Here is a 13,508-nt window from a genome sequence, read left to right on the forward strand (position 1 = left end):
TATGTCAGTCGTTACTGAAGTGTCCCCGGATGGGCAAACGCTTACGATCTCGATCAAGGGCCGGTTCGATTTCGGTCGGCATCAGGAGTTTCGCGAGTCCTATGAGCGCCTGAATCAGAAGCCCGACTCCATCGTGGTCGACCTCAAGGACGCCACCTACCTCGACAGCTCGGCCCTGGGCATGTTGTTGCTACTGCGCGATCACGCCGGGGGCGACGATTCCGACGTACGGGTGATCAACAGCAATTCGGATGTACGCAAGATCCTGGCAATTTCCAACTTCGACAAACTCTTCGATATCAGTTGATCGATATGCGTTCGATGGCGCGGCCGTTGTGTGTCTTGATTGCCGAGGACGGCGCTGCCGATCGCCTGTTGCTATCGAGCATCGTCCGCCGCCAGGGGCATGAAGTGCTGACCGCCGCCAATGGCGCCGAAGCGGTGGCGCTGTTCGAGCGCGAGCGGCCGCAGTTGGTGCTGATGGACGCGATCATGCCGGTGATGGACGGTTTCGAAGCGGCCCGGCAGATCAAGCAGTTGGCAGGCGAAGCGCTGGTGCCGATTATTTTCCTGACCTCGATGACCGAGAGTGAAGGCCTGGCCCGCTGCCTGGAGGCGGGCGGCGACGACTTTCTGGCAAAGCCCTACAGCCCGGTAATCCTGGCGGCCAAGATCAAGGCCATGGATCGCCTGCGCCGCTTGCAGGACACGGTGCTGCAGCAGCGTGACCAGATCATCCGTCACCACGACTACCTGCTCAACGAGCAGCGGGTGGCCAAGGCGGTGTTCGACAAGGTGGCGCACTCCGGCTGCCTCGACGCGCCGAATATCCGCTATCTGCAATCGCCCTACGCGCTATTCAATGGCGACCTGCTGCTGGCGGCGTTCACCCCGGCCGGCGACATGCATATTCTGCTCGGGGATTTCACCGGGCACGGCTTGCCCGCGGCGGTTGGCGCCATGCCCCTGGCCGAAGTGTTCTATGGCATGACGGCCAAGGGCTATGGCCTGGCGGAAACCCTGCGCGAGATGAATGCCAAGCTCAAGCGCATCCTGCCGGTGGACATGTTCTGTTGCGCGACCCTGCTCAGCTTGAGTTTTCAGCGGCGCGCAGTGGAGGTCTGGAACGGCGGCATGCCCGATGGCTACCTGCACTGCCTGGAAAGCGGGGTGCGCACGCCGCTGGTGTCCCGGCATCTGCCCCTGGGTGTGCTCGGGGCGGAAGCTTTTGACGATCGCACCGAGGTCTGGCCCATGGCACGGGGGGATCGGGTGTTCCTGCTGTCCGACGGGGTCATCGATACCGGCGATGCCGACGATCAATTATTTGGCGCCGAGCGCTTGCAGCAGGTGTTTGCCGCCAACCGGCACGTCGACAGCCTGTTCGAGGAAATCCAGCAGGCCCTGGCCGATTTTGGCGGCCAGGTGCGTGATGATGTGAGCATGGTCGAAGTCGGCCTGCTGGAGCCGACGCAACTGCGGCCGCCGAGCCTGGTGTATTCCGACAGCGGCCAGTCGTGTCCCCTGGACTGGTCGCTGAGTTTCGAATTTCGCGCGGCCACTCTCAAGCGCTACAACCCGTTGCCGTATCTGTTGCAATTGCTGTTGGAGGTGCATGGGCTGCGGGCCCAGAGCGGGGCGCTCTACAGTGTGCTGGCCGAGTTGTATTCCAATGCCCTGGAGCACGGGGTACTGGGCCTGGACTCGAGCCTCAAGCGAGACGCCCAGGGGTTTGCCCGTTACTACCGTGAGCGTGGCGCGCGTCTGGCCGAGTTGCAGGAAGGCTTTGTCCGGGTGCATCTGCAAGTGGTTCCACAAGCGACCGGCGGTTGCCTGACCATCCGGGTCGAAGACAGTGGCAAGGGGTTTGATATCGAACGGGTCATGGCCAGGCCTCACGACACCGACCGGCTTTCCGGGCGTGGGGTGAGCCTGGTCCGGCAACTGAGCCGCCGGGCCAGTTGGTCAGACGATGGTCGCAGTGCCTGCGTGGAGTTTTCCTGGGAGGCTCAGGCATAATTCGTCGATTCTTGATCAAGGAGTGAACAAGTGGCTGAGATTCATCTGGACCACAACGTATTGAGCGCATTGCAGGAGGTCATGGAGGAGGAGTATCCGGTGCTGCTGGAGACCTTCCTGTGTGATTCCGAGGAGCGCCTGCGCGTGCTGCGCCACGCCGACGATGCCGGCGAACTGGTCGCCACCGCCCACAGCTTCAAGGGCAGCAGCAGCAATATGGGCGCGATTCGCCTGGCGCGGTTGTGCCATGAGCTGGAGCAGCGCGCCAAACAGCCGTCGCTTTCGGGGATCGAAAAACTGGTCGGCGAAATCGACGGTGAGTTCGCCATTGTCCGCAGCCTGTGCGAGCAGGAGCGGCAGCGCTTTCACTGCTGAAGGCTTCGTGGCTGGGGAATTTATCGGGGTAGGGCAAAAGCTGGCTCGACCTTTGCAGTCTTGTCTTCTACCTGTACCTACGATCCCAGTGCAGCGGAGACCGTGTTATGCCACTTGCCCCCAATCTGCTTCTTCAGGCCGCTACGCAGGCCAAGACTCAAGCCGCGTCCGCCAATACTGTGGCGAATGCTCCTGAGCCCGGGGATAAGGCCTCAAGCTTCGCCCAGGTGTACGCCAACCAGTCCCCAAGCAAGGCCCAGAGCGCCAGTGATGGCCCGCTCAAACCGGCGCGCGACAAGGGCGCGGACACCAGCGCCAAGAAGGATGTCGCCAGCGACAAGGCTGCCGCCCCCGAGCCTGCGGTTGCCGATAGCGGCAAATCCTTGCCTGCCGACAAGGCTGCCAGCAGTGACGACAAAACCGCCAGCGACGATTCGAGCGCCAGCGATACGCCGGTGGCCGATGCGCTGCCCGTGGATCCGACCCTCGACCCGGCCCTGCTGCAAGCCGCGCAAGCCGTGCCTCCGGTAGTGGTGGCTGAAGCGGCGCCGGCTCCGGTGGCCACGCCGCCAGAGGTTGAAGTGACGCCTCTGGTGGCGGCGACGGTGAACAATGCCGCGCCGGCGGTGGCGGCCGAGCCTGCGTTCGATCCCGAAGCCGATCCGCTCGATGCCTTGCCGGCCGTGCGCCTGGCCATGGAGCAGGGTGGGCATGTGTCGGCGAGCAGCCAGGCGCAACCTAAAAACGCGCCGGCGACGCTTACCGATGCCGAGCCGACTTCGGCACAGAACTTCGCCAATGGCATGGCAGGCATGCTTGACCTGCAGTCGGCCAAGGACAGTACCGAGCAAGGCGGCGACAAGGCCTTCAGCGGCCTGATCGACGATGGCCTGAAAGACCTGAAAAGCGCCTCCAGCGATACCCGGGTCGACGATTTCGCCAACCGCCTGGCGGCACTGACTCAGGCGGCCACGCCCAAGACTGCCAATGCCATCCCGGTGAATCAACCATTGGCCATGCACCAGAGCGGCTGGACCGAAGAAGTGGTGAACCGGGTCATGTACCTCTCCGCCACCAACCTCAAGTCGGCGGAGATTCAGTTGCAACCGGCTGAGCTGGGGCGTCTGGACATCCGGGTCAACATGATTCCGGACCAGCAGACCCAGGTCAGCTTCATGAGTGCCCACGCCGGTGTGCGTGAGGCTCTGGAAGGGCAGATGCACCGCCTGCGGGATATGTTCAGCCAGCAGGGCATGGGGCAGGTTGACGTCAACGTGTCTGATCAGTCCCGTGGCTGGCAGGGTCAGGAGCAGCAGGCCCAGCAAGGCCAGAACCGCAGCAGTGGCAGCAGTTCCAATGGTGGTCGCCTGGACGCCATGGATGATGAAACGCCCCAGGGCATCGCGGAAATTGCCGCCAGCACCACGTCGGTGGTTGGCTCCAGTGCCGTGGACTATTACGCCTGACGCCCAGCGCGCCACCTTGTTCGCCGTGCGGGTCGCCCTGACCCGCGCGAGCGGCGTCGCCTCCCGAATATCACGACCGTTGTAGCTGCTGCCGGAGGCTGCGCTGTCCGCCCAAGGCGCCATCTCCCCCCCGAGACACACCGTCTTTCATCACGGCTATCGCCAGCTACTGGCGGCCGCGACGGCCTGGCGTGTAGCGGGGCAATGACCGTTCTGACAAATCTGGCATAACACTTGCTCTTGCCTAGGCGTGCAACTGTGAAAACCCGAATAGTGACGGATTATTGGCATGGCGAAGAGCGAAGCAGCAGAGAAACCCCCCGCAGGGAAAAGCAAACTCAAGCTTATCCTCTTGATTGTTGTCGCTTTGTTGTTGGCGATCGGCTTGTCCGTCGGGGCAACCTGGTACTTCATGCACAGTGCCCAGAGCAAGCCTGCACCGACCCCGGAAGCAGCCAGCAACGTCAAGCCGGCGGCGATCTACGAGCCCATGGCGCCAGCCTTTGTGGCCAACTACAACCAGAACGGTCGGCAGCGTTACATGCAGGTGAGCATTACCCTGCTGGCGCGTAACCAGGCCGATCTGGATGCGCTCAAAGTCCACATGCCGGTGATCCGCAATAATTTAGTGATGCTGTTCTCTGGGCAGAGCTTTGACACCCTTGCGACCCCGGTCGGCCAGGAAATGCTGCGCCAGAAGGCCACCGCCAGCGTGCAGGAAGTGGCGCAGAAAGAGGTCGGCAAAGTGGTGGTCGAACAGTTGCTCTTCACTAACTTCGTACTGCAGTAGGAACTCGACATGGCCGTGCAGGACCTGCTGTCCCAGGATGAGATCGATGCGCTGTTGCATGGTGTCGATGATGGTCTGGTACAGACCGATAGTGCTGCCGAGCCCGGCAGCATCAAAAGTTACGACCTGACCAGCCAGGATCGCATCGTCCGTGGACGCATGCCGACCCTGGAAATGATCAACGAGCGTTTTGCCCGTTACACCCGTATCAGCATGTTCAACATGCTGCGCCGTTCGGCGGATGTGGCGGTAGGCGGTGTGCAGGTGATGAAGTTCGGCGAGTACGTGCATTCGCTGTACGTGCCTACCAGCCTCAACCTGGTGAAGATCAAGCCCTTGCGCGGCACCGCCTTGTTCATCCTCGACGCCAAGCTGGTGTTCAAGCTGGTGGACAACTTCTTCGGCGGCGACGGCCGTCACGCCAAGATCGAAGGTCGCGAGTTCACCCCGACCGAGTTGCGTGTGGTGCGGATGGTGCTGGAGCAGGCCTTCATCGACTTGAAGGAGGCCTGGCAGGCGATCATGGAAGTCAATTTCGAGTACATCAACTCGGAAGTGAACCCGGCCATGGCCAACATCGTCGGCCCGAGTGAAGCCATTGTGGTTTCGACCTTCCATATCGAACTCGACGGCGGTGGCGGCGACCTGCACGTGACCATGCCGTACTCGATGATCGAGCCGGTGCGCGAGATGCTCGACGCCGGCTTCCAGTCCGACCTCGATGACCAGGACGAGCGCTGGAGCAAGGCGCTGCGTGAAGACGTGCTGGATGTCGATGTGCCGCTGAGCGCCACCGTGGCCCGCCGCCAATTGCGCCTGCGGGACATTCTGCACATGCAGCCGGGTGATGTGATCCCGGTTGAATTGCCGGACGAAATGATCATGCGCGCCAATGGCGTGCCGGCCTTCAAGGTCAAGCTGGGCTCCCACAAGGGCAATCTGGCCTTGCAAGTGGTCGAGCCGATCGGGCGCCGTTAATCGGCGCCTCACTCTTTTGCTTTTAAACGACTGCTTCTGATTGAAGAGTTGCCCGCCGAGGACAAATGATGGCTAACGATATGAATTCCCAAGACGACCAGGCCCTGGCCGATGAGTGGGCTGCGGCCCTGGAAGAAACCGGTGACGCTGGCCAGGACGATATCGATGCCTTGCTGGCCGCCGATGCCGGCAACGCGTCGGCCCCCGGTCGCCTGCCAATGGAAGAATTCGGCAGCGTGCCGAAGAACCACGAGCCCGTGACCCTGGAAGGCCCGAACCTGGACGTGATCCTGGATATTCCAGTGTCGATCTCCATGGAAGTGGGCAGCACCGATATCAATATTCGCAACCTGTTGCAGCTCAACCAGGGGTCGGTGATCGAGCTCGATCGTCTGGCCGGCGAGCCGCTGGATGTGCTGGTCAATGGCACCCTGATCGCCCATGGCGAAGTGGTTGTGGTCAACGAGAAGTTCGGCATCCGCCTGACCGACGTGATCAGCCCCAGCGAACGCATCAAGAAGCTGCGCTAAGTGAAAAGGTTTCTCGGTGTGTTGCTGGCCCTGCCGGCCATGGTCATGGCGGCCGAGCCCGTAGCGTCGACCGCCGCGCCTTTGCCTGTCGGCAGTGGCAGCGTGGCCGGGCAATTGAGTCAGCTGGTGCTGGGTCTGTTGCTGGTGCTGGGGCTGATTTTCTTCCTGGCCTGGTTGCTGCGCCGTGTGCAACGGGCTGGGCCTGCGGGCAAGGGCCAGGTGATCGACCTGATCGGCTCCCGAGCCCTGGGGCCACGTGATCGGCTGCTGCTGGTGCAGATCGGCAACGAGCAGATCCTGCTTGGCCTGACGCCGGGCAGCATCACCGCCTTGCACGTGATGAAAGAGCCGGTGCAGGTGCCCAGTACCGAGCAGGCGACACCCGAGTTTGCCCAGCGCCTGATGGAGCTGTTGGGCAAGGATCAGAAGGATAGGAAGTAATGGCATTGTCAGGCCCCGTGATAACTACTCCAGGCTGCGCTCCTTCGTCGCACGTGCGAAATTCTGCGTTAAAAACAGGCTCGGACTGCTCATTTACCGCCTGTAAACTCCGCGTCCTCGCCTGTTTTTGCCTTGTCTTTCCTTCGTCCGCTACGTTCTCACGCGGCCTGCCGCGCATCCTCTTGACCCTGGCGCTGATGCTGGCCGCGCCGTTGGTGTTTGCGGCCGACCCGCTGTCGATTCCGGCCATTACCCTGGGTACCGGGGCCAACGGCCAGCAGGAGTACTCGGTCAGCCTGCAGATCCTGCTGATCATGACCGCGCTGAGTTTTATCCCGGCGTTCGTCATGCTAATGACCAGTTTCACCCGGATCATCATCGTCTTCTCGATTCTGCGTCAGGCCCTGGGTTTGCAGCAGACGCCGTCGAACCAGATTCTCACCGGCATGGCGCTGTTCTTGACCATGTTCATCATGGCCCCGGTATTTGACCGGGTGAACCAGGATGCGCTGCAGCCTTACCTCGCGGAAAAGCTCTCGGCTCAGGATGCGGTGGCCAAGGCCCAGGTGCCGATCAAGGACTTCATGCTGGCGCAGACCCGTAGCAGCGACCTGGAGCTGTTCATGCGCTTGTCCAAGCGCACGGACATTGCATCCCCTGATCAGGCGCCGCTGACCATCCTGGTGCCGGCCTTTGTCACCTCGGAGCTGAAGACCGCGTTCCAGATCGGTTTCATGATTTTCATCCCGTTCCTGATCATCGACCTGGTGGTGGCCAGTGTGCTGATGGCCATGGGCATGATGATGCTGTCGCCGCTGATCATTTCCCTGCCGTTCAAGATCATGCTGTTCGTCCTGGTGGATGGCTGGGCCCTGATCATCGGCACCTTGGCGGGCAGTTTCGGTGGTGTCTAAACCTTGTTTTCGGGTAATGCACAATGACTCCTGAAGTTGCGGTAGACCTGTTTCGCGAAGCGCTGTGGCTGACCACCATGATGGTTGCGGTGCTGGTGATCCCCAGTCTGCTGGTGGGGCTGGTGGTGGCGATGTTCCAGGCTGCGACCCAGATCAACGAGCAGACCTTGAGCTTTCTGCCGCGCCTGATCGTGATGCTGATCACGCTGATCGTCGCCGGCCCCTGGCTGGTGCAGACCTTCATGGAATACATCCTGCAGCTGTACGGCAGTATTCCGCAGTTGATCGGCTGACCCATGTCCTTGCTGGCGTTGACCGACACCCAGATCAGTACCTGGGTCGCGACCTTCATGCTGCCGCTGTTTCGCATCACGGCGGTGCTGATGACCATGCCGATCTTCGGTACGACTCTGGTGCCGCGGCGGGTGCGTTTGTATTTCGCGGTGGCAATCACTGTGGTGTTGGTGCCTGGCTTGCCGCCGATGCCCGAGGTTCGCGCGCTGGACTTGAGCGCGCTGTTGTTGATCGGCGAACAGGTGATTATCGGCGCGCTGCTGGGCTTTTCCCTGCAGCTGTTCTTCCAGGCCTTTGTGGTGGCCGGGCAGATCATTTCGATTCAGATGGGTATGGGGTTCGCCTCCATGGTCGACCCTACCAACGGCGTCTCGGCGGCGGTGATCGGACAGTTTCTGACCATGCTCGTGACCTTGCTGTTCCTGGGCATGAACGGCCATCTGGTGGTGTTCGAGGTGTTGACCGAAAGCTTCACCACCTTGCCGGTGGGCAGCGGCATGCTGGTCAATCATTTCTGGGAGCTGGCAGGCAAGCTCGGCTGGGTGCTGGGAGCGGCGATGCTGCTGGTGTTGCCGGCGATCACTGCACTACTGGTGGTGAACATCGCCTTTGGCATCATGACCCGCGCCGCGCCGCAACTGAACATCTTCTCTATCGGCTTTCCCTTGACCCTGGTGCTGGGGTTGGTGATTTTCTGGGTCACCCTCGGCGATATCCTCAATCAGTACCAGCCGCTGGCCGTTGAAGCCTTGCAGCTGTTACGCAGTCTGGCTCAGGCGCGTTAGCCATGGCGGAAAGCGAGAGCGGTCAGGACAAGACAGAAGACCCCACGGACAAGCGCAAGAAGGACTCCCGTGAGAAGGGGGAGATTGCCCGTTCCAAGGAGCTCAACACCCTTGCGATCATGCTCGCGGGAACTGGTGCTCTGCTGGTCTATGGCGGCGGCCTGGCGTTGGATCTGCAAGAAATCATGCGCCTGAATTTTTCCCTGCCGCGCGAAGTGGTACTCGACACCGGAGCCATGGCTCGCTACCTGCTGCATTCGGGCAAGATCGCGATTCTGGCGGTGCAGCCGGTGCTGCTAACCTTGGTTCTGGCGGCGGTGATCGGTCCGATTTCCCTCGGCGGCTGGTTGTTTGCCGGCAAGAGTCTGGCACCGAAGTTCAGTCGCATGAATCCTGCCAGTGGCCTGAAGCGGATGTTCTCCTCGACGGCGCTGATCGAGTTGCTCAAGGCCTTGGCCAAATTTCTGCTGGTGCTGTTTGTGGCGTTGTCAGTGCTCTCGTCGGACATCGACGACCTGCTGCAAATTGCTCACGAGCCTTTGGAACGGGCGTTGGTCCACAGCCTGCAACTGGTGGGCTGGAGCGCGTTGTGGATGGCCTGCGGGCTGATCCTGATTGCCGCGGTCGATGTGCCGGTGCAGCTCTACCAGAGCCACAAGAAACTGCTGATGACCAAGCAGGAAGTGCGCGACGAACACAAGGACAACGAGGGGCGGCCGGAGGTCAAGCAGCGCATTCGCCAGTTGCAGCGCGAGATGTCTCAGCGGCGGATGATGGCGGCGATTCCCGACGCCGACGTGGTCATTACCAACCCGACTCACTACGCCGTGGCGCTCAAGTACGACGCCGAGAAGGGCGGGGCGCCGGTGCTGCTGGCCAAGGGCAGCGATTTCCTGGCGCTGAAGATCCGCGAGATTGCGGTGGCCAACGAGGTGCTGCTGTTGGAGTCGCCGGCTCTTGCGCGTTCGATCTTCTATTCCACCGAGCTTGAGGAAGAGATCCCGGCCGGCCTGTACCTGGCGGTGGCCCAGGTACTGGCGTACGTCTACCAGATCCGTCAGCACCGCGCGGGCAAGGGCAAGCGCCCGGATCCGCTCAAGGATCTGCCGATTCCGCCGGATTTGCGGCGCGACTCCTGACGTCAGAGGTGATTGGCGGCACGGCCCGCCAAATGGCATATGGCCTGTATCTGCCCCTTCGCCGTTCCCGGCGTCCTTCATTAGCTCTTCGGCCCGCGACTTAGCGGGCCTTTTGTCGCATGGGCAAAAGTTGGAAGGCTTCTTGCAATACCCGTCCTGCGGCGCTTTCAGGCGTCAAAAGTTTGCTTAAGGAACGGGGAAAACCGGTGGATCGTACTCAGTTATTCAACAGCGCTCGCAGCAACCTGACTGACCTCGGACGGGGCAATCTGGGTGTGCCGGTGTTGCTGTTGGTCATGCTGGCGATGATGATGTTGCCCGTCCCGCCGTTTCTGCTGGACGTGTTCTTCACCTTCAACATCGCGCTGTCGATTGTGGTCCTGCTGGTCTGCGTGTACGCCCTGCGTCCGCTGGACTTCGCCGTGTTCCCGACCATCCTGCTGGTGGCCACGCTGCTGCGCCTGGCGCTCAACGTGGCGTCGACCCGGGTGGTGATGCTCCACGGCCAGGACGGCCATGCCGCGGCCGGCAAGGTGATCCAGGCCTTCGGTGAGGTGGTGATCGGCGGTAACTACGTGGTCGGTATCGTGGTGTTCGCGATCCTGATGATCATCAACTTCGTCGTGGTGACCAAGGGTGCCGGGCGGATTTCCGAGGTGAGCGCACGCTTCACCCTCGATGCGATGCCCGGCAAACAGATGGCGATCGACGCCGACCTCAACGCCGGCCTGATCGACCAGCCCCAGGCCAAGCTGCGCCGCCAGGAAGTGGCGCAAGAGGCCGAGTTCTACGGTTCGATGGACGGTGCCAGCAAATTCGTGCGCGGCGACGCCATTGCCGGCCTGCTGATTCTGTTTATCAACCTGATCGGCGGCATGGCGGTCGGTATCTTCCAGCACGGCATGAGCTTCGGTGACGCCGGTCGGGTCTACGCCTTGCTGACCATCGGTGACGGTTTGGTGGCGCAATTGCCATCACTGCTGCTGTCGACTGCGGCGGCGATCATGGTGACCCGTGCTTCGGGCTCCGAAGACATGGGCAAGCAGATCACCCGCCAGATGTTCACCTCGCCCAAGGCCCTGGCAGTCGCTGCCGGCCTGATGGCGGTGATGGGCCTGGTGCCCGGCATGCCGCACTTTTCATTCCTGACCATGGCGGCGGTGGCTGGTGGCGCCGCTTACCTGCTGTGGCGCAAGCACAACGTGGTCAAGGTCCAGGCTTTGCAAGAGGTCAAGCGCCAGCAGGAACTGCTGCCGTCGCCGGCTCGGGCCATGGAAACCAAGGAGCTTGGCTGGGATGACGTGACGCCGATCGACATGATTGGCCTGGAAGTCGGTTACCGCCTGATCCCGCTGGTGGATCGCAATCAGGGTGGGCAGTTGCTGGCGCGGATCAAGGGCGTGCGCAAGAAGCTGTCCCAGGACCTGGGCTTTCTGATGCCGACCGTGCACATCCGCGACAACCTTGACCTGGCGCCTAGCGCTTACCGTTTGACGCTGATGGGGGTGATCCTGGCCGAGGCCGAGATCTACCCTGATCGCGAGCTGGCGATCAACCCGGGGCAAGTCTACGGCTCGCTCAATGGCATCACCGCCAGGGATCCGGCTTTTGGCCTGGAGGCGGTGTGGATCGAGATCAGCCAACGGGCCCAGGCGCAGTCCCTCGGTTACACCGTGGTCGACGCCAGTACCGTGGTCGCCACTCACCTCAACCAGATTCTGTACAAGCACTCCAGCGAGTTGATCGGCCACGAGGAAGTCCAGCAGTTGATGCAATTGCTGGCCAAGAGCTCGCCGAAACTCGCCGAGGAGCTGGTGCCGGGCGTGCTGTCGCTGTCGCAGTTGCTCAAGGTGCTGCAGGCGTTGCTCGCCGAACAGGTGCCGGTACGGGACATTCGCAGCATTGCCGAGGCCATCGCGAACAATGCCGCCAAGAGTCAAGATACTGCCGCTCTGGTGGCCGCAGTCCGCGTCGGATTGTCGCGTGCCATCGTCCAAAGCATTGTAGGCACTGAGTCCGAGCTGCCTGTGATCACCTTGGAACCAAGGTTGGAACAAATATTGCTCAATAGTCTGCAGAAGGCAGGACAAGGCCAGGAAGAAGGCGTTCTGCTGGAGCCAAGCATGGCTGAAAAGCTGCAACGTTCGCTGATCGATGCGGCGCAGCGTCAAGAGATGCAAGGTCAACCGGTGATTCTGTTGGTGGCAGGTCCGGTACGCGCAATGCTTTCACGGTTTGGACGTTTGGCAGTCCCCGGTTTGCATGTGTTGGCGTACCAGGAAATCCCTGACAACAAACAAGTGACCATCGTTGCGACAGTAGGGCCCAACGGCTGAGGTAACGGGTTATGCAAGTTAAGCGTTTTTTCGCCGCCGATATGCGTCAGGCCATGAAACTGGTTCGTGATGAGCTGGGCGCAGAGGCCGCCATTATCGGCAACCGCCGTATTGCTGGCGGTGTCGAGCTGACGGCTGCCCTCGACTACAAGCTGTCGGCGCTGGCGCCGCGCGTGCCGAACATGGAGCTCGAGGATGAGCTGCGCAAGACCCAGTCGCGGATCGTGACCGCCCAGGCGGAATTGAGCCTGCGTGGCGACAGCGATGCCATGACCAATCGTCAGCTGTTCGCAGGCCTGCCACTGACGGCAGCCGAGCCGCTGATCGAGCCGACTTTTTCCGAGCCGCACCGTCCGGCGCCGGCCCCTGTCGCGGCAGACGGCATTGACCAGCGGGCGTTCGATTCGATGCGGTTCGAACTCAATGGCCTGCGCGAACTGCTGGAAGTCCAGCTCGGTTCCCTGGCCTGGAGTCAGCTGCAAGGCAGTCGTCCGGAGCAGGCCAACCTCTGGCGTCGCCTGCAGCGCATCGGCTTGTCCGGCCCCCTGGCCCGTGACCTGCTGGCGCTGGTGACTGAAATCGACGAACCCCGTCAGGCCTGGCGCATGCTGTTGGCGCACCTGGCGCGGATGATCGTGACCCCTGAGGTCGAGCCTTTGGAAGAAGGCGGTGTGATCGCCATGGTCGGCCCTGCCGGCATGGGCAAGACCACCACCCTGGCCAAGCTGGCGGCGCGTTATGTGCTCAAGTACGGCGCGCACAACATCGCGCTGGTGAGCATGGACAGCTTCCGTATCGGTGCCCAGGAACAGCTCAAGACCCTGGGGCGGATTCTCAATGTGTCGGTGACCCATGTCGACCCGGGCCAGTCCCTGGCGCAGGCGCTCGACCCACTGTTGCGCAAGCGCGTGGTGCTGATCGATACCGCCGGCCTGCAAGCCAGCGACCCGGCCCTGCGCATGCAGCTCGAAAGCCTGGCCGGTCGCGGGATCAAATCGAAGAATTATCTGGTCCTGGCCACCACCAGCCAGAAACAGGTGCTCACCGCCGCCTATCACAGCTACAAGCGCTGCGGGTTGGCCGGTTGCATCCTGACTAAACTGGATGAAACGGCCAGCCTCGGTGAAGTGTTGAGCCTGGCGATCAGTCATGAGTTGCCCGTTGCCTATCTGACCGATGGGCCACGGATTCCTGACGATCTGCACCTGCCGCGTCGGCACCAGTTGGTCAGCCGCGCAGTGAGCGTGCAGATGCAGGAAGAACCCAGCGAAGAAGCCATGGCCGATATGTTCGCGGACCTCTATCACAACCCCGCAAAACGGGTTGGATGAGGGTGGTCATGAAGAGATTGCACCGTATCTACATCGATGGTCTGCCATGCATTGTTCCAACGGTGAACGCGCAGCCAGTTATGTGGCCCCGTCTAAGTAAGACAAGGTAA

The 13,508-nt window shown here is 61.7% G+C and carries 14 protein-coding genes; all 14 read left to right on the forward strand.

Annotated elements, in window-relative coordinates:
* The first annotated feature begins 1 nt into the window (after position 1).
* Complete coding sequence (locus tag MF4836_RS15355; protein WP_020299289.1) at positions 2-307, forward strand: STAS domain-containing protein; 306 nt, start codon at positions 2-4, stop codon at positions 305-307.
* Between the two features lie 5 nt (positions 308-312).
* A complete protein-coding gene (locus MF4836_RS15360) occupies positions 313-2,019 on the forward strand; it encodes a fused response regulator/phosphatase (RefSeq protein ID WP_078471273.1) in 1,707 nt (568 codons plus the stop codon).
* A gap of 30 nt (positions 2,020-2,049) precedes the next feature.
* A complete protein-coding gene (locus tag MF4836_RS15365; RefSeq protein ID WP_078470985.1) occupies positions 2,050-2,394 on the forward strand; it encodes an Hpt domain-containing protein in 345 nt (114 codons plus the stop codon).
* Between the two features lie 107 nt (positions 2,395-2,501).
* Positions 2,502-3,860 (forward strand): flagellar hook-length control protein FliK, encoded by a 1,359-nt coding sequence (locus MF4836_RS15370; protein WP_078470986.1) that lies wholly within the window; start codon positions 2,502-2,504, stop codon positions 3,858-3,860.
* 289 nt (positions 3,861-4,149) lie between these two features.
* On the forward strand, positions 4,150-4,650 hold the full coding sequence (gene fliL / locus MF4836_RS15375; RefSeq protein WP_078470987.1) for a flagellar basal body-associated protein FliL: 501 nt from the start codon (positions 4,150-4,152) through the stop codon (positions 4,648-4,650).
* A 9-nt stretch (positions 4,651-4,659) separates the two neighbouring features.
* On the forward strand, positions 4,660-5,628 hold the full coding sequence (gene fliM / locus MF4836_RS15380; protein ID WP_020299284.1) for a flagellar motor switch protein FliM: 969 nt from the start codon (positions 4,660-4,662) through the stop codon (positions 5,626-5,628).
* Between the two features lie 68 nt (positions 5,629-5,696).
* The gene (gene fliN / locus MF4836_RS15385; protein ID WP_043230301.1) at positions 5,697-6,158 is read left to right on the forward strand and encodes a flagellar motor switch protein FliN; all 462 of its coding nucleotides are present in this window, start codon (positions 5,697-5,699) and stop codon (positions 6,156-6,158) included.
* Between the two features lie 45 nt (positions 6,159-6,203).
* Positions 6,204-6,599, forward strand: a complete 396-nt coding sequence (gene fliO, locus MF4836_RS15390; RefSeq protein WP_207202405.1) for a flagellar biosynthetic protein FliO — start codon at positions 6,204-6,206, stop codon at positions 6,597-6,599.
* A gap of 197 nt (positions 6,600-6,796) precedes the next feature.
* The gene (gene fliP / locus MF4836_RS15395; RefSeq protein ID WP_078470989.1) at positions 6,797-7,513 is read left to right on the forward strand and encodes a flagellar type III secretion system pore protein FliP; all 717 of its coding nucleotides are present in this window, start codon (positions 6,797-6,799) and stop codon (positions 7,511-7,513) included.
* A 23-nt stretch (positions 7,514-7,536) separates the two neighbouring features.
* Positions 7,537-7,806 (forward strand): flagellar biosynthesis protein FliQ, encoded by a 270-nt coding sequence (gene fliQ / locus MF4836_RS15400; protein WP_078470990.1) that lies wholly within the window; start codon positions 7,537-7,539, stop codon positions 7,804-7,806.
* A gap of 3 nt (positions 7,807-7,809) precedes the next feature.
* A complete protein-coding gene (fliR, locus tag MF4836_RS15405; RefSeq protein ID WP_078470991.1) occupies positions 7,810-8,592 on the forward strand; it encodes a flagellar biosynthetic protein FliR in 783 nt (260 codons plus the stop codon).
* Positions 8,593-8,594: 2 nt separating this feature from the next.
* A complete protein-coding gene (gene flhB, locus MF4836_RS15410) occupies positions 8,595-9,731 on the forward strand; it encodes a flagellar biosynthesis protein FlhB (RefSeq protein ID WP_078470992.1) in 1,137 nt (378 codons plus the stop codon).
* 206 nt (positions 9,732-9,937) lie between these two features.
* Positions 9,938-12,067 (forward strand): flagellar biosynthesis protein FlhA, encoded by a 2,130-nt coding sequence (gene flhA, locus MF4836_RS15415; RefSeq protein ID WP_020299277.1) that lies wholly within the window; start codon positions 9,938-9,940, stop codon positions 12,065-12,067.
* 11 nt (positions 12,068-12,078) lie between these two features.
* The gene (gene flhF, locus MF4836_RS15420) at positions 12,079-13,398 is read left to right on the forward strand and encodes a flagellar biosynthesis protein FlhF (RefSeq protein WP_078470993.1); all 1,320 of its coding nucleotides are present in this window, start codon (positions 12,079-12,081) and stop codon (positions 13,396-13,398) included.
* The last annotated feature ends 110 nt before the right edge of the window (positions 13,399-13,508 follow it).

The sequence above is a fragment of the Pseudomonas sp. MF4836 genome (genome assembly GCF_002018875.1).
In the GTDB taxonomy this organism is placed as follows: Bacteria; Pseudomonadota; Gammaproteobacteria; order Pseudomonadales; family Pseudomonadaceae; genus Aquipseudomonas.